This window comes from Nannocystis exedens, from assembly GCF_002343915.1.
GTDB lineage: Bacteria > Myxococcota_A > Polyangia > Nannocystales > Nannocystaceae > Nannocystis > Nannocystis exedens.
The window spans coordinates 9,749,566-9,770,164 of sequence record NZ_NETK01000001.1; the positions used below are offsets into that span (position 1 = coordinate 9,749,566).

The window sequence follows — 20,599 nt, forward strand, 5'->3', positions numbered from 1 at the left end:
CTCGCTCATTCGGTCTTCGTTCCTTTCGCCCGGTTGCAACCGCCGCAGAGGAGCTGCCCGTTGGTGGGCGATCCATCACCGCCGTGAACCTTGGGGATGATGTGGTCGTGCTGCCGCTCGTTCTTCGGCGGGGTGACGTTTGCCGTGTGACGTTGTCCGGGCACGAGGGGGGCCTTGCACTTCTCGCAGGTCTCGACGCCATCATAACGCGCGCGGTTCTCGGCTCGGATATCCTCTTTCCCCTTCGACGTGAACCTTTTGCCCGCGCGCGAACCGCCGGACGTGCCGACTTTGCGCGTGACGAGGTTTTGGACCGCCTCCAGCGTCGCTTCGGGCAGCTCCCTCGTCGGTACGAATTTCTTGGCGGCCTCGGCGGCTCGGTCTGCGCCGCGGACCCAGCGATAGGCGCCCTTGATGTCGCCGGCGCTGACCGGGAGCGCCTCACTGGCGAGCGACAGGGCGGACAGGACGCGTGCGCCGATGCCGGCCTCGGCGCTGGCGACCGTCAGGACGTCGTCCGCGATGCCGCTGAACTCGTCGACCTTGTCGTAACCCTTGTAGGCGGCCTTGAACGTCGCTTTGCCGCCTTTGATGATCCAGCTGACCCAGCCGTGGCCGGTCGGATCGACGTTGCTGATAGGGTTGTTGGCGGCGTAGCGGTAGAGGTTGCGCTCACCGGGCTCGTCCAGACGAGCGGCGGGGTTGAGCAGGTGGTACGGGTCGGGGCTCGCCCAGCGGCCGAGCTCGGGCAGGTAGTGACGAGCGCCAATCGCCACGGCGCCGCTGAGGGGATCGTCTTCCTTCCCTGTGAAGCGGTACGTGGGCCCGCTGGCCTCGCCGGCGCGCCATGCCAGTCGAACGGCACCGTAGGGCTCCGCCACGTCGCGGGCGAGCGGACGGCCGCGATGGTCGAGCACGAGGGCGGCGGAGCCCAGGCGATCGGTGATGTGATAGCGGGTGTGCTCGTCGGGCGCGAGCGGGTGTGCCGTGTCGTCGTGCCGACAGCTCAGCGTAGCGACGCCGAAGAGCACGAGGACGACGGCCGACGTGATGGATGCGTTCGCAGTTAGAACATGGACGTTGAGCAGGCGGACGAGGCCTGCGGCGGCAACGAGGAGGGCGAGCACGAGGCCGACGAGGGCCCACTCCCCGAGCGGCGCAGGCAGGGCGCGACGGGCCTCGGCCGATGCCGCCATTTCGACCGGGAGCTCGGCGAAGCCGTCGCGCGGCATGGGGACCGCGCTCTCTGCGACGCGCTCGCCGGCGAAGTGGACCCAACGGACGAGTTGGCCGTCGCGCACCTCGGCGTTCCTCGTGAAGTAGAGCGTCTCGTGGGCGAGCTCGCCGCGGGCGTCGTATTCGCGGCGGATCGCCCGCTCGCCCGTGTAGCCGTAGACGTGCTCGACGCGGCGGCCGTCGTCGGCGACGAAGGACTGCACGCGGCCGTGGGGATCGAAGTGCCAGGTGCCTGCGGCGAGGGGACCGGCGCCGGCGACCTCGGCGAGCTGGCCGGCTGCGTCGTAGGTGAGGTGCTGGGCGTCGAGGCGGACCGCGGCGTGCGGGCGCGCGTCGTCGTAGCCGAGCTTGCGGCCGGCTTGCTCGAGGAGGTTGCCGTCGTCGCTGTACCGCCAATGTGTCGTCTTGCCCTGTGCAGTGCTGGCGACCAGGCGGCGCAGGTCGTCGTAGACGTAGGTCTGCGAGAGCGAGAAGCCTTCGGCGGCGAGGTGGTCGCGCGTCTCGGCGAGCTGGCCCGCGACGTCGTAGCGGTGCGTGAGGTCGAGGAGGGCGGTGGTCTTCTCGGCGACGTGCGTGCGATGCACGCGGCCGGCTTGATCGAGAGCGCGGGTGAGCTCGACACCTGGCGCGAGGGACAGGCGGCGCCAGCGTGCGAGCGGGTCGTACTCGGCTTCGGCGAAGGCGCTGGGCGCCTCGAGGCCGCGGGCCGTGTAGGCGTGCTCGAGGGTGCTGCCGTCGGGGTAGAAGTCGCGCAGCGGCCGGTCCTGCGCGTCGTAGACGTGAGCGGTGGACAGCGCGACAGCGCCGCGCGGCGTGTCGAAGCGCCGGGTCATGCGGGTGATGCGGCCGCGGGCGTCGTGCGTGAAGTCGACGCGCCCGGCGTCGTCCTCGACGGTGACGAGCTGGCCGCGCGCGAAGGGACCGCCCGTGCCGTAGCTGCGGCGGACGTCGCTGACCTGCTTGCCCGCCGGGTCGATGGCGCGCTCGTGCGTGAGGCGGCCGATCGGGTCGAACGTCCAGGACACGCGTGCGCCGGTGGCATCGATTCGCTCGATCAGGCGGCCGGTGGCGTCGAAGCGCTGGCGAACGTGACCGGCGTCCGGCGAGTCGATGTTCCTGAGACGGCCGCCGCCGTCGTAGGTGTAGCCGGTGCGGTGGCCCTCCGGATCGACGTGACCGGTGAGCCTGCCGGCGGCGTCGTGCGCGTAGCGGTGGATGATGTTGTGGCCCGCGAGGGAGCTCGTGATCGACAGGATGCGGCCGAGGCCGTCGTGCTCGGTGCGCTCGGGCGTGCCGGTGTACGGCGGCTCCGGGTGCAGATCCTCGTGGTCCTGGCGTTCGAGCGCGAGCGGCAGGTAAGTGGTGGCGAGCTCGTAGCCGTCCGCGTCGCGCGACCAGACGGCGCGGTCCAGCGCGTCGAGGTGGGTGATGCTGGGCGATGGGGCGCTGGGCAGCTCGATGATTGCGCCGGGGGACAGCGCGGCCGCGGGGAGCGCGGCTCCCGCGAGCAGCTCGACCACGTCCCCTCGCGCGCCGTAGCGACGAGCCGTGCGGAGGATTGCGGCGGTACCCGCATCGTCCTGCGTGACGTCGAGGACGACGCGGCCGAGGCCGTCGAGGTGGCTGACGACGAGTTCGACCTCGGGCTCGCCGCTCACGCGTCGCAGCTCGGTGAGGACGGAGGGACGAGGCGCCGCGCCGTCGAGGTCGTAGCGGTAGCGCGCCGTCGGCAGCTCGGGCGTGTCGCCGGGCTCGATCTCCGCGATCAGGCGACCGAGGCCGTCGTACTCGGCGATGGTCGTCGCGCCGCTGGGGGCGGTGACGGTGAGCGGAAGGCCCGTCCGCGCGTCCCAGGTCGCGGTCGTGACGAGGTCGCCGGAAGCGCCGAGCAGGAGGCGCTCCTCCACGGGGAACAGGCCCGCGTCGTCGTAGGTGCGCCGGAGCGTGCCGCCCTCGGCGTCGCGGAGCTGGGTGATGTTGCCGCGCGCGTCGACGGTTTGGCGGAGCGAAGGGACCCACTCGTCGCCCTCGAGCCAGGTCTCGACGCGGGCGACGACGCCACGGTTACCCACCTGGCCGAGCGGCGCGCCTTGCTCGGGCGGGCCGTCGTAGTAGGTCCGGGTGGCGGTGACCTGCGTGCCGTCGGCGTCCGCGATGATTTGCTCGGCGACGCGATCGCGCGGACCGCCGTCGACGGCGGGCTCGGCGTAGTTGTAGGTCGTGATTCGCTCGTCGCCCGAGAGGTCAGCGCCGGTCTTGATGTCGACGCGGCCGAGGGCGCGTTCCTCGAGGACGTTGCCCCAGCCGTCGTGATCCCACTCGGTCCGCACCCGGACCGCTGCGGCTTCGGGGCCGGCTTCGAGGTGATCGGTGTCGGTGGCGACGCGACGGGCGGCACGCACTCCCGGCGCCGGCGTGTCGACCTCGAGCGTGTGCGTCTCGCGGACGAGCACGCCGCGGGGGCTCCGGGTCTCGCTGTCGAGGAGTTGGAGCTTGCGCGCCTCGTCGGTTTGGCCGAGGTCGTAGCGTGTGATGGTGGTCGACGGCTCGGTGAAGCGGTCGCCGGTGCTGGCGGCGCGCAGCTCGGCGAAGCCGCGGAACTCGCCGCGTGCCGGGTCGTACCAGCCGTCGCGGACGTGGTGTTCGGTGGTGTGCGACCAGGGCGTGTGTGCGTCGGCCTCGTGCGATTCGATCAGCACGGGGAGGGGCGTCGGCGGGGTCGATGACCATGGCGCGCCGGCGTCGGCATCGGCACGCGCGAGAGCGGCGGCGGAGGCGTAGGTGAACTCTCGCTCGTATCCGAGGCCCGTGCGCAGGCCCTCGAGGAGACCCGGGCGCTCGGCGAAGGACCATGCGCGCCAGGGCTGCGAGCCATCGGTGTCGACGCGGAGGACGTCGACGGTGCCGCTGGCGTCGACGTCGCTCAGGAGCACGACTTCATCGGCCTCGAGCTCGCGCCACGCGACGTTCGCTGCTGCAGCGACCGAGCCGTCGTGCTGGTAGGTGTAGAGGTCGAGCGAGGCGCCGCCGAGGCGGACGAGGTCCGCGGCACCGTCGCCGTTCAGGTCGGCGAGCTCCCAGCGCTCGCTCTCCACCATCGCCGGCACGCCTGCGAGGTCGACGGGATCGGCGAAGAGCCCGAGGCCGTCGCCCGCGGCGACGAGGACGCGACTCTCACTCGGCAGGATGCGGACGAGGTCCGGCAGGCGATCGCCGTCGAGGTCCGCGAGCTGGACGCCCGGATCGCCGAGGCGCATGCCGGCGAGCGGCGGCGGCACGGGCTCGGCTGGGAGATAGCCGGGCGCGTCGTGGTGGCGGAGCCAGAGCCACCCGTCGGCGTCGTCGTGGCGCAGGACGTCGACGCGACCGTCGAGGTTGAGATCGACGAGGGCGACGTTTGGCGCGGTGAGGTCGAAGCTGAGATCGACGTCGATCGGGGAAGCAGTGGCGAAGGGCACGACGCCGCCCGTGAAGGCCCATAATTCGCCCTCGCCCGGCTGGGCCAGAAGATCTTCGACGCCGTCGCCGGTGAGATCGGCGAAGCGTGCGGACTTCGTGAGCGTGACCGCCGGCGCGTTGAACTCCGTCCATTTCGAATCGAGCGTGTCGCCGCGGCCCTTGCGGTAGCGCCACGGGTCCCCCGTGGCGTCGAGAAGGTCGGGGAGCGCGTCGCCGTCGACGTCGACCCAGGCCCGTCCGTCCGCGGTCGGGTCGAGCGCCGGGGCGAGGGCGAGCTCGGTCTCGAGCGCTTCGTCGAGCGCGCCGGTGTAGCGAAGGTGCCAGGGCGGCAGCGCGGCGCCGTCGCTGGCGACGGTGTCGATCCGGATGAGCTGGCTCGCGGGGACCAGGATGCTCCGCTCGTAGGTGAGCGTCGTCGTGCGGACGAGAACGCCATCGACCTCCGTCGACAGCGCGTGGAGGCGGTGGCGCAGCTCCACGGCGAAGCCGGCGGCGCGCGTGTGGACGACGTCCGGGCGCTCCTCGTACTCGAATCGCACCGTCGCGCGGCCGTCGTTGTAGGTGATCGCCGCGAGCAGCGGCGCGGTGGAGCCGGGCTTGTGGGTGTAGTGGAAGTCGATGCGGTTGCCGTGGACGTCGGTGATCGCGGAGAGCTCGAGGCGGAAGTCGCCGGCGGCGCCCGTGAGGCGCGCGTCGTCGGTCAGTCCGAACAGGTAGCCGGTGCCATCGGTCGTGACGGCCGACATCGCGCCGCCGGTCAGCGCGCGGACGACGACCGGCGGCCCCTGTTCGATGCGTTCGCGGTAGACGCCCGGCGCGACCTCGACGAGCTCCTCGCCTCCGCCGAGGCCGCGCAGGACCCACGCGTCCGTGTCGTGGTAGCGAGGGATGCCGGTCCGCAGCGAGCGCTCGATGGCCGGGAGTCCGAGAGACCAGCCGAGTCCGAGGGGGCCCGCGCCCTCGCCGGCGCTGTAGTTCAGCGCGAGCTCGGGTGCATGGCCGGCGCGGCCGGGCGGGACGTCGATCGGATACGAGAGCGACGGGAGCCCGCTCGCGGGGCTCAGATCGTAGCCCTGGCCGAAGCCTTCGATCGAGGCCGGGCCCTTCGGAAGATTGATCGCGGTCGCAAGCGTCGAGCTGGTGTCGGCGTGAGCGGTGCCGGCGACGAGCGCGAGCGCGACGACGAGTAAACCTGTTCGTAGAGACATGCGGAGCCTTTCGGTCGATACGTGGCGACGAAGCACCGTGCCGTCCGTGGCACGCAGGGGGGGCGCGCAGGGGGCCGCGCAGGCTGGTGAGGGGCTAAAGACCCATGAGATTGCCGAAGCTCGATCTGCTGGAATCGGTCTGGGGCAGGACGTGGACGGGGTCAGTCTGGGGCACGTCCGAAGTCCCGGGGGACGGCAGGGGCGGAACGCCGCTTGGTTCGATCCACGGCCCGCGGCCGACGCGGGGCACGAGCCCGAGGTGCGCGGCGCAGCGGTACACGCTCGACCGTTCGGCATCGCAATGCGACACGAGCATGGCGCGGCCGGCACGGCTCAAGCTGCGGGGCGTCATGGTCGCGCCCAAGAGCGCAGCCTCGGCGCCGTGCTTCAGGCTGCGGAGGATCCACCAGCTCCGCTCGAGACTCGCTCGTTCGGGCCTGCCGTGGGCGTAGCAGAGGAGGCGTACGACGCCCGCGAGCAAGCGATCGATGAGCTCGAGCGGCTCATCGTCAGGGATCGGCGTGCCCATGGCTTTCAGCCTCCGCAGCTCGGGGTGAACACGCCTTGTCCCGCGGGGGCGATCGAGCCGGCGCGGTGGTGTAGGCGCAGCACGACGTCGGCGACGTGGTGGAGGTCGAGGTCGATGTTGGTGGGAGCCTTGTCGGCCGGCGGGATCGTCAGCGTCCACTGCTCGCCATGGACGGGCCACGCGGCGTAGCCGGCATTGGGGCCGGCGGTGCCGAAGTCGCCGACGCCGGCCTGGATCACGATCTGCTCGCGCTCGAAGCTGTAGGGCACGTAGGCCGACCAGGAAGGGAGATCGGCGCCGTCGCAGCGCCGCACGCCGGCGAGGCCCTGGCGGGTGAGCCAGACCTCGGCCTCGCGGTCGCCGAGGTGGTCGCCGACGAGCTTGATTTCCACGTTCTCGAGACGGTCGTCGCACAGCGCGGACGAGAACAGCGCGTGCTCGAAGGCGGAGAGGGCGAACGGCAGCGCGACGGAGCCGTCCGGTTGTCGGTGCAGCGGGTCGCGCAGGAGCGCGGCGAACTGCTCGCCGGGGGTCACGGCGGTGCCGTCGACGTCGACCACGTCGCGGGTGATGCCGAAGATGTCCGAGCGCAGGCTGACCTCGGTGACGTAGGGCTGACCGAAGCCGTGTTCGAGCCGGTAGTCCTCGAAGATGCTGTCGAGGCAGGCGAGGAGCCCGGCGAAGTCGGCGGGCGAGCGCGCGGCGGCGAGGGTGTCGCGCAGGGTCGGCAGGGGCTGGTTGAGCTCGTACTCGAGGGCGCGCAGGGCGAGGTAGACGCGGCGCGCCGTCTGCTCGCGGACGGGGAGGACGCGGCGCGCGGCCTCCAGGCGCGCCTGCAGGAAGTGCGGGCGCGTGAGCGCGTTGTCGGGGCTGTCTTCCACCATGAGGCCGAGCGCTTGGGCCTTCTCCTGCATGAGCGCGCCGACTTCTTGATAGGCGCTCCACATCGCCGTCCTCGCGGCGTCGCGTGCGAGCTCGGCTTCCTCGACTTCGATCTGCAGCAGCAAGCCCTCGGCGCGGATGTTCTTGACGAGGGCGACCGAGGCGGCGCGGCGCACCTCGAGGTCGCTCTTCCGGATAGCGGCGTCGATCTCGGCGTTGATCGCCATGACCGCTTGCTCCTCATTGCGCGCGAGCTCTTCCTGCGCGCTCTCGAGGCCCGCTTGCCCGTGGATGCTGGCGCATTGATTTTCGGTCTGGACGCTGAGGCTCTCGGCTCTGGCTTGACACGACACGATGGCGCCGGCGAGCATCATGGGGTTGGGGATGGCGGTGCCGAGGATGCTGGGTCCGGAGAACAGCGCGGAGCCGATCTGCGACATGCAATCGCCGGCCTGCACCTCGACCTCGGCGTTGGCGTTCTCGCGGACGCGGCTGCACTCGGCGGCGGCTTCGGCCTGCGCGAGCGCGGAGCGCTCCTTTCCTGCGGCGTCCTGCACCTTGAAGATCTGGCCCTGTGCCGCCTCGATCTCGGCCTGGAGGTCGAGGTGGATCGCGACCTCCTTCCCGAAGCGCTCTTCCTCGACCGCGATCGCGTGCAGGTTGTTCTCCACGGCCTGGGCGGCGTGGCGAATGCGCAGACCCGCAGCGCCGAGCGCCGCCTTGAGCTCGGCGATCTGGCCGCCGTGCTGGCCGCACTGCTCGAGCGCGGGCCGAGTCTCGCCGGGGAGGCTGCCGCAGAGGGCGCGCAGCTTGCCGTCGTACTCGACCTCGAGCTGAAGCACGGTCGTGTCGAGCGCGTAGGTCTTCTGCTCGTAGTCGCGGATCGCGTTCCAGGCGTCCCCGAAGACCTGCTCGAGCTGGGCGAGGTCGTCGGTTGCGAGGAGGTGGACGGCTTCAAAATTGCTGCGGTGCTGGTCGAGGTCCTGAGGGCTGAGCGCGAGCGGTACGTACGCGGCTGGGTAGCCGAACGAGGTGTCGGTGTGCAGCGCCGCGTGGACCGACGCGAGGGACTGGAGGGCGGGGCCGAGCGCGTGAAAGCCGACCGCCGCGTCGGTGTGGTCGTGCAGCCGCGCGTGCAGCTCGGCGCCCGCAGCATGCGTGGCGATCGCGGCGAGGCGCACGGCGGCGCGCACGTCGGCGACGTTCGTGCCGGCGAGGTCGGCGAGGCGAGCCCAGCGGGCGGTGGTGCCGGCGAAGTTCGCGACCAGGGCGAGCGGCACCAGGGCGACGTGTTCGTCCAGCAGGTCGGGGTTTTTTGATGTGATCACGTCGAGCGCCGCCGGGAAGGCCGGGGCGAGCGTCGGCGCGAGCGCGGCGGCGAGGCGCTGGCGATCGGTCGAGAGGAGCTGGAGTTCGCGGGCGAGCACGTCCGAGACGGGCGCGCCGAGCTCGTCCTTGTATGCGAACGCGGCGTCGATCTGGGTCTCGGTGCTGAGCAGGCCGGCGGCGAGCGCCTCGTCGGCGGCGTAGAGGGCGGCGTAGAGCCGGTAGAACTCGCCGGTCATGCCGGGGGTGTCCTCGGCGCCGCGGCGGAGGAGGGCATGGGCGCAGCGCATCGCCGCGATATCGAGGCATGCCTGGCCCTCGGTGTAGGGCGGGGTTGCGGCGGTGCATTCGTCCCAGGTCCAGGTGCTTGGGGGCTTCACCTGGCCGCCGCCGTTCAGCTCCGCGAGGACGGCGGGGAGGTGGTATGCGGAGGTCCGGAGCGCATCGGCGCACTCGAGCTTGTCCTCCGGAGGGCAGTTGCTGTCCGCGCAGGCGTCGCAGGCGGGCGTCGGTTCGACGAGGGTCTCGGGCGTGCCGTAGGCGGTGCCGAGGCCCTCGCAGGCGTCCGTATCGAGGCCGAGCGGGGCGAGCCAGGTCGGCGTGGCTGCAGGGCCCGGTGGATCCTCCGCGGCATGGACGAGGCCCGTGAGCGGGCCGTGACGACGGAGGACGAAGGTCCCCTCGACCTCGACGGGGGCGTCGCGCAGGCCGGTGATCGACTCGACGAGCGTGCCCTCGAGCCCTGCGGCGCTGCGGGTGCCGGTGAGGGTGAACGTCCGGCCGAGCTCACGGGCGAGGGGGCTGTAGCGCCAGCCGTCCGCCGGTAGGCGGTCGCGCAGCTCGATCGTCACGTCGCCGGACGGAGCCCAGGTGCCTGTGAGGGAGAGCGGCTGCGGCCACAGGAGGCTCGCGTCGGTGTCGACGCGGCCGGCGATGGTGCCGTCGTCGCGGAAGTCGAGGTCGAGGACGAGGTCGCTGCCGCCGAGGCTGGCGCCTTCGACCTCGAAGGCTACGGCGCCGCGGAACTGCCCGGACTCGGGGGCGGCTTCGATTTCGATCGACCATAGGAGCGCACCGCCGCTGGTGATGATCTGCACCGGCAGCAGGCGATCGGTCGCTGCGAGCGCGTCCACGTGGACGTCGGCGTGGAGCTCGACTTCGGCGCCCGGGGCGAGCTCCGCCAGCGTGGGGTCGACGGCGAGGGCGGGATTGGCCGAATCCAGGCGGAACTTGAGCACGCCCGCGCCGTCGTTGCGGAGCGTCGTGCGGGCAATGGTCTCGCCGAAGCCCAGCACCGTGAAGCGCTCCACGAGTACCGGGGTTCCCGAGGCCGGCTTCGGCTCGTCGCCTTCGTCGAGTGCGCAGCGGCCATGCGCGCCGCATGATGCGCCTTCCGGGCAATCGTCGTTGGCTGCGCACCCAGTGACGCAGACCCGCAGCTCGCAGAAGCTGCTCGAGCCGCAGTCCGCATCCACCCGGCAGACCGTTCCGTCGACCTCGGCGGGGTCGGAACTCGGCGGGAGCCGTTCGAGGTCGGACACGCCGGGAGACGCGACAGGCGGCTCTCGGGCGGTGTCGCGGTTGCACGCAAGCGAGAACAGCAGGGCCCACCCGGCCCTGCGCAAGACAGAACGAGTCACGATACACCTCACCTGTGGCGCTCGTGCGAGCGCGGTTGTCAGCGGAGCGGTTCGGCGGCGACAACCGCCGTCGAGCGCCCACACACGGCGGGCGCGGCGTGCATTAGGGGGCGCTGGCCGCCCGAGACGGGGACGGCAAGCGGGAGAACGGAAGGACGTTCGACGCCTGCGAAGGGCGCTCGTGGGCGGCGGCACGAAGCCGGTCGAGGTCGGGCACGATGAGCTCCCGCCCCGCGCGGACGATGAGGCGCTCGTCCTCGAGAGCGCGCAGCGCGAGCGCAGCGCTCTCGCGCGTGCATACCACCAGGGCGGCAAGCTCGCGCTGGCGCATGATCGTGAACTTTCGGCCCTGAGGGGTGTCGCGGCCAGCTTCCGCCAGGCGGAGGAGCTGGCCGACGACACGGGCCCGGAGGCTGAGACTGAGGGCGTCGCACAAGCGACGCCTGGTCGCGTCCTGATGCGCGACGGATTGCGCGACGACGGCACGCTCCACCGCCGGGTGTTCGTCGAGGAGCCGCCGGAAGACGATGCGCGGCACGATCGTCAGCAAGGCTGGCGATGTCGTGACGGCCGTGTCGTCCCAATTGGCGCCCGCCGCCATCCACAAGCACGACTCGCCGAAGATGTCTCCTGGGCCGAAGTCGCCAATGCTGATGGTCCGGCTCTCGCCGTGCTCCCACAGGCTCGAGACTCGACCCCCGTGAAGGCAGTACACCTCGTCGGCGCGCTCGCCAGGGACGTGCAGGATCGTGCCCCGGGAGACCTGGCGCGAGACGGAGGCACCGGCGAGCGCATGCAGCGGGGCATCCGGCAGGTCTGCCAGGACGGGAAACCGGCGGAGGCCCCACAAGGGGCCGGGGGCCTCAACTTTCATGGCGCTGGCCTTTCTGATGACGCGGCGGGTGCCGCGGCGGGTCGATCACTTGTGGTTCGTCGAGATAGTTCCCTTCGCTGGCGAGGACGCGGTCGGCCGCGCTGTCGGGCCGCCCGAACACATGCACGGCGTTCTCATGCTCGACGACCCGGATGTCACCCCGCGCATGCAGGTCCCGGGCGACCGCTACTCGCTCGGCGACGGTGAGTCCCGCCGTCACACCGACCGCGAGTCGGAGGCAGTTACCGAGCTCCGCCAGCGACCGGAATGCGCCGTGGTAGTTGCCGAGCTGGCGATGGGCGGCCAACGACAGCGGCAGTGGCACTGAATCACCACGCAGTATCAAGACACGCCTCCCGCCTGCGCTGATCGCGCCACTGGCGTGCTAGGAGCCTCGGCGGTACCTCGCGCCCGTGGGAAACCGTCCACCAACAGCGCCTTAAATGTCCTCTTCGGCGGCCAAAAAAAGCCTGAGCCGTGTCCCGCGAGCTAGAATCCGCCAGCCGTGACCGAGGAGACCTGGACACCCAAGCCGCTTGGCAAGGACTACGCGACGACCGAAGAGGTGGCGGAGGTCGCCGGGGTCGAGCGGGCGGCGCTCTACGAGTGGCTGCGGGAGGGGCTCTTGCCCAAGCCGCAGACGACGGGCGGGCGCGGCGTCATTGCCAAGTGGCCGCTCGTCACCCTGAAGATCGCGGCGTTCGTCCGCAGCCAGCGGGACCTGGCCTATGGCCTGGCGGAGATCCGGCCACGGATCGTCGCGGCCTTCGGTGAGAAGGTTCTCGAGGTCCTCGCCAAGCCCCGTGGGCCGCGGCCGCGGGGCGGCAAGAAGGTGGCGAAGAAGAAGTCGGCGAAGAAGGCGACGACCAAGAAGGTCGCCAAGAAGGTGGCGAAGAAGAAGCGATAGCAGCGGCTCCTCTCGCGGGGGGTCGAGCTCCGGAAGGACAAGGTTCGCTGGCGACGACGTCGGTAACTCCTTCGGGAAGGGTGTCCGCATCGCCTGGCTCAGCGCGCGCAGACCGGAGAGGGCGTTGGACACGACGCCGACCTGCGCGAGCTCCGTGACGGCCTCGCGAGTGGACCCAACGAAGAAGGTGCGGTCGGTGCGCCAGGTGTAGAAGCCGGGCGCAGGGGGGGCGTTGAGCATCGAAAGCCTCCGTGTCGAGCAGGCGGCCTTCGATGGCCGCCGCTCCACTCCGGTCGCCTGTCTGGTGACCGGGCTGCTGTCTTGAGTCGGTGTCTCCTGATAGAAACTGTCTGCCAACCATATCCTAAAAGTTTTGTTAAGCACCATTAAATTTCTTGGCGGCTCTCGGCCTGCCGCTGTAGCCTCGAAGAGGCCATGACCGTGGAGAGCCGGGACCCCAAGCCGCAGGGCCAGGACGATGTTGCGACGGCGGACGCGAGCGAAGGGGCCGAGGCCTCGACCGAGCAGCCCGGCGGCCCGAAGCCGATGGGCAAGGACTACGCCACGACGGAGGAGGTGAGCGCGGTGGCCGGCGTGGAGCGGGCCGCCCTCTACGACTGGCTGCGCGAGGGCCTCTTGCCCCGGCCTCGGACGACCGGTGGACGCGGCATCATCGCCAAGTGGCCGCTGGTCACCCTGACGATCGCGGCGTTCGTGCGCGAGCAGCGCGATCTAGCCTACGGTCTGCGGGAGATCCGCCCGCGGATCGTCAAGGCCTTCGGGGAAAAGATCCTCGAAGTGCTCGCTGAGCCGAAGGGTCGCCGCGCACGTGGCCGCGGCGAGAAGACGCTGCCGGACCGGGGGTGCAAGAAAGAGCCAGGCGCCTGCTCGTCCAGGGGACCGAGCGAGCTCGCCTCAGGATCGAGCGGGCGGCGCCAGATGTCGTCGCGCAGCTGCGGGAAGCAGACGTGATACCGCCCCTTGAACTGGGCCAGGACCTCGGCGCGCCCGCCGGCGTCGAGCCGCCCGCGGGCGATCACCGCGTGGTTCTCGCCGACCTCGTAGGGCTCGCCCGCCAGCGGCTCGCCCTCCCTGTCGACCAGCTCGAGCCGCAGCGCACGCACGACGAGCGAGTGGCGGTGGCTCGTACCGAGGCGGAGCGCCCCGGCCGGGTGTTCGTCGAGGAAGGTGGTCACGGCTTGCCCGGGGTCGCGCCCTTCTCGGCGAACCGCTTGCGGATGAACTGTAACGCTTCACCCGGGAGCGTGTAGACCGTCTGGCGGAAGCGGTGGCTGGCCTGGAGCTGCTCGTTGATCTCCCACGCCTTGACGGCGCGCTCGGGCGCCTTCTCCGGGTCAATGGTGTACTCGAACGCGCACTCCACGTAGTGCTCCTCGCCCTCGTCACCGTCGACGTCTGCGATGCGCCGCTCGCTGGTCACCTTGCCGAGCGCGATCATGCCGACCCCCGTGTGGTACAGAGCGATCGGGGTGCCCTTGGCGATGCCGTCGAGCGACGACTTGCGGCCGTAGAACGCCGAAGCCCTGCTCATCCGCAGCATGTCCCTCCACGCGTCCGGCATGTAGGTCGCGTTGCCGTAGTGACGCGCGAGCTCGCGGTAGCCGCGGTGCAGCGCGGCGCGGCCGTCGATCGCGAAGGCGGTCCGCACGACAGCAGCCTTGAGGTTGTCGGGCACGATGACCGTCGGCGCACCGCCGAGCTCCTCGAAAGGCTCGACGTGCAGGCGGATCCACGTCTCGGCGCTCTGATCGGAGGCGATCGCGCGACCATCCGGCGGCTGTGGGCCAGCACGAGCAGGAAGACTCAGGCCTTGCGCTGGCGGCCGCTGTCGGGGTCGTAGAGGTGCCCGAGGTAGCCGAAGTCGACCTGGGCCTCGCCGGGCGGGACGTCGATCGGGATGACCACGTCGGTCTCGGCCGGGCCCTTCGCTTCCGCGAGCCGCCGGCATAGGCGCTTCACGGCCGCGTAGCTACCGGTGAAGCCCGAGCCGTCGCCCTCGCTTGCGGGAAGACCCTGATGCGTCACTTTCTGCCGGAGCGCTTCGCGGTACCGTCGCTGGCGCGCGGCGTGCCGACGGGCCCCAGCGGTAATTTGTTGGTATCGACGACCGGCCAGGCGCAGTGACTCCCGCCGCTGCGCCTCGGCACAAACTGGCCCACAGTACAGGTCACCTCGATCACACCGGCGGCACAGCACGACGAGCTGTCGGCACCGCCCGCACAGAAATGCTCGGAATCCCCCCTCGTCGTCGATGGCGTCGCCACTCCGCCGTCGACATCCACTTGCCTTCCTGAGATCGCCGCGGTACCTTCACCCGTCGATCATCGCCTGACCTTAGGGTCATCTTCGACACCGAGCGCTGCGGGCTGCCACACACCGCAGCGCTCACCCTTTTCTTGACGGCAGCACCTCTCTACCCGCAGCGCCGTTCCCGTCCGCGAATTCAACTCAAGGACCAGCTGGCCTGGTTCACCCTCGGCCCGTTTGGTTGGCTGGCTTACCCATCAGGCAGGAGCCGCCGAGCCGCTGCGACACCGACGGCATGTCTCGTCGGCGAATTCACGCGGATTCTGGCCGGCGCTAACAACGGGTCCGCCTCGAGATCGAGGCGGCGAGGTGCGCACGCTCCTCACCTCGAAGCGGTCGATGGAGCTTCAACGGGTCCGCCTCGAGATCGAGGCGGCGAGGCGACCGCCTGAAGCGCGCCTTGGCCTGGGCCTCCCGGCTTCAACGGGTTTGCCTCGAGATCGAGGCGGCGAGGCTGCTCGCACAGCGGCGTCGAGTTTCCGCAGCGCTGCTTCAACGGGTCCGCCTCGAGATCGAGGCGGCGAGTCGGCGGGGTCCGGACGGCAAACCGGGCGGACTTCAAGCTTCAACGGGTCCGCCTCGAGATCGAGGCGGCGAGGCGATGCTGCGCCGGTGTTCGCGGCGCTGTGGGCGCTTCAACGGGTCCGCCTCGAGATCGAGGCGGCGAGGCGTGAGCACCGACACGCACCACCGGCGCCTCGACGCTTCAACGGGTCCGCCTCGAGATCGAGGCGGCGAGCGCGGCGGATTCCGGACTGGCGGGCACCAGCTTGTTGGGGCTTCAACGGGTCCGCCTCGAGATCGAGGCGCGAGTCCTCCACGACGACCAGGGGCCACGACAGGCCGTCGTCGCTTCAACGGGTCCGCCTCGAGATCGAGGCGGCGAGGGCGATCGCATCGACGCCGTGGCCGTTGCGTTGGCGCCACGACAGGCCGTCGTCGCTTCAACGGGTCCGCCTCGAGATCGAGGCGGCGAGCGACGCGTCGTCGCCGAGGGCGGTCACCGGCGTGACGCTTCAACGGGTCCGCCTCGAGATCGAGGCGGCGAGGGGGCGAGGGCGGCCGGAACCCGCACCCGACCGTGCTTCAACGGGTCCGCCTCGAGATCGAGGCGGCGAGGCGAGCGCCAGCGCGGTGAGGGCGAGGATGCGGCGCTTCAACGGGTCCGCCGCGAGATCGAGGCGGCGAGCGCAATCACCGACAGATCGCCGTTGCCGCTGCGCGCGCTTCAACGGGTCCGCCTCGAGATCGAGGCGGCGAGTGAAGGCGTCGGGCACCGCGAACTCGAGCGTCATCCTGCTTCAACGGGTCCGCCTCGAGATCGAGGCGGCGCCGGGTCTCCACTGTCGTGACCACCAATCGGCCATTTAGCGAATGGAGCGCGATCTTCCCCAATGCCACCTGCGTCGGCACGCTGGTCGATCGTCTCTGTCACCACGCCGAGATCGTCGAGATCGCCGGCGACTCCTATCGCCTCAAAGAGGCCAAGGACCGCCGCTCTCGCCGCTCGCAGCGCGCCAACGCCGTCGCCGCGGAGTAACCAGCACCACATCGCTCAGGCCGGCGCCCCGCGGGGCGCCGGCCTCGGCGCGCGCGCTGGCCGGCGAAAACAGGCGCGGCGAAACGCGTCGGCGAGATGCGCCGGCGAGATGCGCCGGCGAGATGCGTCGGCAAAATTTGTCGGCGAAACGTGTCGGCGATGTATGTCGGCGAAGTGCATCGGCGAATTCGCGCGGTTTGCGACCGGCGACAACAACGGGTCCGCCTCGAGATCGAGGCGGCGAGGTGGCAGTTCAAAGGTTCGGCGTCCGGGCCGAGCTTCAACGGGTCCGCCTCGAGATCGAGGCGGCGAGTCGGCAACATCCTCCCGGCGCTCTGCGGCTACGAGCAGCTTCAACGGGTCCGCCTCGAGATCGAGGCGGCGAGACGCGCCTCACGGTGCGGCTGCCGGCCGGCATGCAGCTTCAACGGGTCCGCCTCGAGATCGAGGCGGCGAGCCCGCGCGGCCTCGGTTCGCGCCTCCTTCTCGGCCTCTTCGCTTCAACGGGTCCGCCTCGAGATCGAGGCGGCGAGTCGAGGCTCCCGGGCGAGGCGCGGGCCAGCCAGTCGTGCTTCAACGGGTCCGCCTCGAGATCGAGGCGGCGAGCGTTTCGACCATCGCGGTCCTCGGCCACCAGCACCTCGCGCTTCAACGGGTCCGCCTCGAGATCGAGGCGGCGAGGCCACCACCACTCGTGCACTGAACATCTTGTTTTGAGCTTCAACGGGTCCGCCTCGAGATCGAGGCGGCGAGGTCCCGGAGCCAGCGCCGAACACCCCGCTGGTACAGCTTCAACGGGTCCGCCTCGAGATCGAGGCGGCGAGTCGTGACGTTGTCCGCGCGGTACGGCCAGCGCCACGCTTCAACGGGTCCGCCTCGAGATCGAGGCGGCGAGGCCGCGCTTCCTGCGGAATAGTCGAAGTGAACAAAAAGCTTCAACGGGTCCGCCTCGAGATCGAGGCGGCGAGACGCCCAGATGGAGGAGAAGCACGACGCCGCACTAGCTTCAACGGGTCCGCCTCGAGATCGAGGCGGCGAGGAGCACAACGGCGTGCCCTACCAGCGCCGCCAAAAGAAGCTTCAACGGGTCCGCCTCGAGATCGAGGCGGCGAGCGTGGTGCCGACGACGACCCACGGGTCGGCGGATGGCTTCAACGGGTCCGCCTCGAGATCGAGGCGGCGAGACGGCAGCGTCGCGGGGAACCTGGTCCTACCCTGCCTGCTTCAACGGGTCCGCCTCGAGATCGAGGCGGCGAGCCGAGTTCGAAGGCCGGGTTGCGGCGACGGAACCGCTTCAACGGGTCCGCCTCGAGATCGAGGCGGCGAGTGCCTGCAGGAGCCCGAGGGTTCGCTGTGCCTGCAGCTTCAACGGGTCCGCCTCGAGATCGAGGCGGCGAGGGGAAGGTGTTCGTCCCGAACGCGGCCGCCGAGACGCTTCAACGGGTCCGCCTCGAGATCGAGGCGGCGAGGCTACGACGGCAGCCCCGACGCCGGGCTCGTGTTCGCTTCAACGGGTCCGCCTCGAGATCGAGGCGGCGAGGTGCCACGCGTCATCAGGTACCGGTGCTACGAGGTGCTTCAACGGGTCCGCCTCGAGATCGAGGCGGCGAGGGCAGCCGCGGCCGCGGAGCGGGCGCGGGGCAACTGCTTCAACGGGTCCGCCTCGAGATCGAGGCGGCGAGGCCGTCTCGGGCTGCTCGGCCCGCGCGAGACGCTCGAGCTTCAACGGGTCCGCCTCGAGATCGAGGCGGCGAGCGGGGTAAGCACCTCGGCCTGCGTGCTCTTGAAGTCGCTTCAACGGGTCCGCCTCGAGATCGAGGCGGCGAGCTCATACTTGGCCCTCCTCTTGCGCGCCGCCCGGCGAGCTTCAACGGGTCCGCCTCGAGATCGAGGCGGCGAGCGGCGGCGAGCAGGATGCTTCGACGCTATCGAAGAAAGACCCCCTGGTGCTCGCCGAGAAAGACCCCTCGGCGGATCGGCGATCGCGGCGCGGTCGTGCCGAAGGGGGGCGTCTGCGCGGACGGAGAAGGACAGGGCCGCGGCGGGGGCGGTCCTGTCCTCGGAGGCGGTGCGCGGGGGCGGCGCTCAGGCGGTGTCGGTCGAGCGACGGAGCGAGGGGCCGGTGATGCGGATGGTCGTGCAGCGGTGACGCAGGCGATCGAGGAGAGCGCCGACCATCTCCTTGTGACCCAGGAAGTCGTACCAGTCGTCGTAGTCCAAATTGGTGGTCACGACCGTCGAGCGCTTGCCATACCTCTCCTCCATCAGCTTGAAGAAGATGTTGGACTGCTCGGGCCGCAGGTTGAGATAGCCCATCTCGTCGATGACCAGGAGGTCGATCTTCATCAGGCGATCGATGAGCTTGCGTGAGGAGTGGTCGGCGAGGCTACGGTACATCTCGTCGAAGAGCTCCTGGGCCTTGATGAAGAGGCCGCGGTGCCCCGCTTGCAGCGCCCGGAGCAGCAGGGCACTGGCGAGGCCGGTCTTGCCGACGCCGGTCGGGCCGATGAAGACGAGGTTCTCGGCGCGCGCGAGGAAGTCGAGCGAGGCGAGCTGGACGATCACGGCCTTGCGGACGCCGGGCTGGAGCTCCCAGGGGTAGGTCTCGAGGGACCAGCGCTCGGGCAGGCCGGCGCGGTCGATGCGGTACTCCATGTATCGCATCTGCTGGCACTGGTACTCCTCGCGCAGGAGACGGGCGAGGAAGTCGGAGTAGCTCGGGCCCTGCGCCTCGGCATGCGCGAGCTCGCGGCCGAGGATCGTCCGGATCCTCGACAGCTTGAGACCCTTCAGGAGCTGGTCGAGGTCATCCGAGGTCGGGTTCGTCGTCGAGGTCGATGTCGAGCTCGTCGGCGTCGGCGGCGATCCCCGCGGCCTGTTCGTCGTCGTCGTCGGGCCGGGTGGGCTCGCGTCAGGGTTCGATGGGTGGCTCGGGCTCGACGTCGTCTCGATCTCCGGCGGGCTCGTGCCGCTCGGGTCCTGGGGTGGGCTCTTGCTTCGTGCTGTCTTTTGGGTCACATGACTTCTCCTCGGTCGGGGTGGAGCTCGGGGGCCTGTCGGCGCGGGTCGGGAGGCGGAAGAAGTCGCCGGCGACGGCGCGCAGGACCATCGATTCGAGGCGGCCGAGATCCCACAGGCCGTACTCGACGGCCTGGCGCACGGCAGTGACGAGCGGCTCGGTCGGGTAGTCGAGGTAGATCCGGTGGAGGCGACGGATCGCCCGCACGGCTCCGCCGCCGTGGCGTCGGCGGAGGAGATCGCAGAGCGCGTCGAGGCTCTTGTCAGTCGCACGCAGGAGCCTCTCCTCGGGGCTGTGCGGCACCGGTGCCGACCGCCACCTGCGGTCCTCGCGGTGCTCGGCGAGCGTGCTGCGCAGGCCCTCGCCGGGCGCGAGTCGATGATGGTCGCCAAGGAGGCGGTGGCCATCGTAGATGCGGATACGCTGGGCCGTCTCGCGGACCTCGACCTGCCGACCGATCAGCGCGGCGGGCACCGAGTAGCGGTTGTGGTGCAGGTTGACGTAGCCCTCGACGTCGACCCGACGCGGATGCACGTCGTAGACCTCGGGGACGTAGATCGGCAGGGGCCGCAGCGCCGGCTGCTCCGCGGCCCACAGCTCGATCGGCGGCCTCGGTAGCGTGCGCCGCGGCTTGCGGTTGACGCGATCGCACCAGGCCCGCAGCTGCTCGTTGAGGTCGTCGTCGTCGGCGAAGGTCCGGCCGGGGTAGAAGTTGTTCTCGATGTAGCTGAAGGGTCGTTCGACCCGCGCCGAGCGGTTGGCGTCGCCCACCGCGTGGGCGACGAAGCGGAAGCCGAAGCGCTCGCCCAGCGCCCGCATCGCGTCGGCGGGCACGGCGTCCGCGCCGCGTCCGCGGGCGATGATCACCGAGGAGTTGTCGAGCATGCACCGCGACGCGGCGCCGCCGAGCGCGACGATCGCCTCGGTGAGGAAGACCCGGCACTCGAATCGCGTCCAGCGCGGGTAGACCTGGGCGTAGATCATCCGCGAGTAGCACAGCACCAGCGACGCGCAGTGATAGCGCCGCTCCCGGTCGCCGACGCGGATCGTGTGCGGCGAGGTGTCGTGCTGCATTTCCTCGCCGGGCTCGAAGTGGTAGCGGCCGGCCGGCTCCTTCGGGCTATGGCCGATCTGGTGGCGCCGGCAGAATGCGGTGAGGCACGAATAGGCGGTCGTGATCCCCGCCGCAGCGAGCTCCTCGTGCACGCGCACGAGGTTGCCGACGCACGCACCGTGGAGCTGCCGGACCCGGTCGAGGTGCGGCGCGAGCTGCTCCGGACGCTCGAGGGTCGGGACCTCGGCGGAGCCGCTACGCAGGACGCGTCTCACCGCATTGCGCGAGATGCGGACGGCCCGCGCGATCGCCTTCGCGCCGTGGCCCTCGCGGTGGAGCTTCAGGATCGTGGTCCTCGTCTCGTGATCCAGCATCGCCTGTGTCCTCGTCTTCGAGATGGGCGCTCAGCGCCGCGAAGGCCGCCCGGACCCCGGTCCATGCGCCTCGTAGCGCCCGGCGCTCGCGCCAGTTCTTTGGGACAGGTAATCCGCTCTCGGCCAGTCGCCGGGTGAGCCGCAGGCTGATCGACGCGAGCGCGCGGAGGTCGGCGGTCAGCGTCGACAGATCGCCGGCCGCATCGGGCTCCGGCTGCGCGGC

At 70.6% G+C, this 20,599-nt stretch carries 12 protein-coding genes and 2 CRISPR repeat arrays; of the genes, 3 read left to right on the plus strand and 9 right to left on the minus strand.

Translation table 11 applies throughout. The annotated features are described in order from the left end of the window. Positions 1-5 precede the first annotated feature (5 nt). From NAEX_RS37995 to NAEX_RS48865, 5 genes are all read right to left on the minus strand, one after another. Positions 6-5,903: a SpvB/TcaC N-terminal domain-containing protein gene (locus NAEX_RS37995; RefSeq protein WP_170136349.1), complete on the minus strand. Its 5,898-nt coding sequence runs from the start codon at positions 5,901-5,903 to the stop codon at positions 6-8. A 94-nt stretch (positions 5,904-5,997) separates the two neighbouring features. Next, on the minus strand, positions 5,998-6,432 hold the full coding sequence (locus NAEX_RS51360) for a hypothetical protein (RefSeq protein WP_170136350.1): 435 nt from the start codon (positions 6,430-6,432) through the stop codon (positions 5,998-6,000). A gap of 5 nt (positions 6,433-6,437) precedes the next feature. Then, complete coding sequence (locus NAEX_RS38000; protein ID WP_143141432.1) at positions 6,438-10,475, minus strand: hypothetical protein; 4,038 nt, start codon at positions 10,473-10,475, stop codon at positions 6,438-6,440. Then, positions 10,384-11,154, minus strand: coding sequence for a Crp/Fnr family transcriptional regulator (locus NAEX_RS38005; protein WP_096332361.1), 771 nt, complete (start codon positions 11,152-11,154; stop codon positions 10,384-10,386). Before NAEX_RS38005 ends, NAEX_RS38000 begins: the two co-directional genes overlap by 92 nt. Continuing rightward, entirely contained in the window at positions 11,144-11,479 is a 336-nt protein-coding gene (locus tag NAEX_RS48865; protein WP_143141431.1) for a hypothetical protein, read from the minus strand. Before NAEX_RS48865 ends, NAEX_RS38005 begins: the two co-directional genes overlap by 11 nt. Positions 11,480-11,659: 180 nt before the next feature. Here NAEX_RS48865 and NAEX_RS38015 point away from each other — a divergent pair, with 180 nt between their 5' ends. Continuing rightward, positions 11,660-12,061 (plus strand): MerR family transcriptional regulator, encoded by a 402-nt coding sequence (locus NAEX_RS38015; protein WP_096332363.1) that lies wholly within the window; start codon positions 11,660-11,662, stop codon positions 12,059-12,061. A gap of 435 nt (positions 12,062-12,496) precedes the next feature. Beyond that, positions 12,497-13,033, plus strand: coding sequence for a MerR family transcriptional regulator (locus NAEX_RS38020; protein ID WP_096332364.1), 537 nt, complete (start codon positions 12,497-12,499; stop codon positions 13,031-13,033). Positions 13,034-13,253: 220 nt separating this feature from the next. On the opposite strand, the gene NAEX_RS38025 is transcribed toward NAEX_RS38020, so the two are convergent. Next, complete coding sequence (locus NAEX_RS38025) at positions 13,254-13,730, minus strand: hypothetical protein (protein WP_143141430.1); 477 nt, start codon at positions 13,728-13,730, stop codon at positions 13,254-13,256. 155 nt (positions 13,731-13,885) lie between these two features. Further along, the gene (locus NAEX_RS51365) at positions 13,886-14,041 is read right to left on the minus strand and encodes a hypothetical protein (RefSeq protein ID WP_170136351.1); all 156 of its coding nucleotides are present in this window, start codon (positions 14,039-14,041) and stop codon (positions 13,886-13,888) included. Positions 14,042-14,662: 621 nt separating this feature from the next. After that, positions 14,663-15,724: a CRISPR direct-repeat array (repeat unit 36 nt; unit sequence GCTTCAACGGGTCCGCCTCGAGATCGAGGCGGCGAG). A 13-nt stretch (positions 15,725-15,737) separates the two neighbouring features. Here NAEX_RS51365 and NAEX_RS38030 point away from each other — a divergent pair. Beyond that, positions 15,738-15,929 carry an ATP-binding protein gene (locus NAEX_RS38030; RefSeq protein ID WP_096332366.1) on the plus strand — a complete coding sequence of 64 codons (192 nt, stop codon included), beginning with the start codon at positions 15,738-15,740 and terminating at the stop codon, positions 15,927-15,929. 209 nt (positions 15,930-16,138) lie between these two features. After that, a CRISPR array of direct repeats spans positions 16,139-17,829; the repeat unit is 36 nt; unit sequence GCTTCAACGGGTCCGCCTCGAGATCGAGGCGGCGAG. A 185-nt stretch (positions 17,830-18,014) separates the two neighbouring features. Here NAEX_RS38030 and istB read toward each other — a convergent pair. Together istB and istA are read right to left on the minus strand one after the other, a co-directional pair. Next, on the minus strand, positions 18,015-18,947 hold the full coding sequence (istB, locus tag NAEX_RS38035; protein ID WP_211302544.1) for an IS21-like element helper ATPase IstB: 933 nt from the start codon (positions 18,945-18,947) through the stop codon (positions 18,015-18,017). Beyond that, complete coding sequence (gene istA / locus NAEX_RS38040) at positions 18,841-20,376, minus strand: IS21 family transposase (protein WP_096332367.1); 1,536 nt, start codon at positions 20,374-20,376, stop codon at positions 18,841-18,843. Before istA ends, istB begins: the two co-directional genes overlap by 107 nt. Between the last annotated feature and the right edge of the window lie 223 nt (positions 20,377-20,599).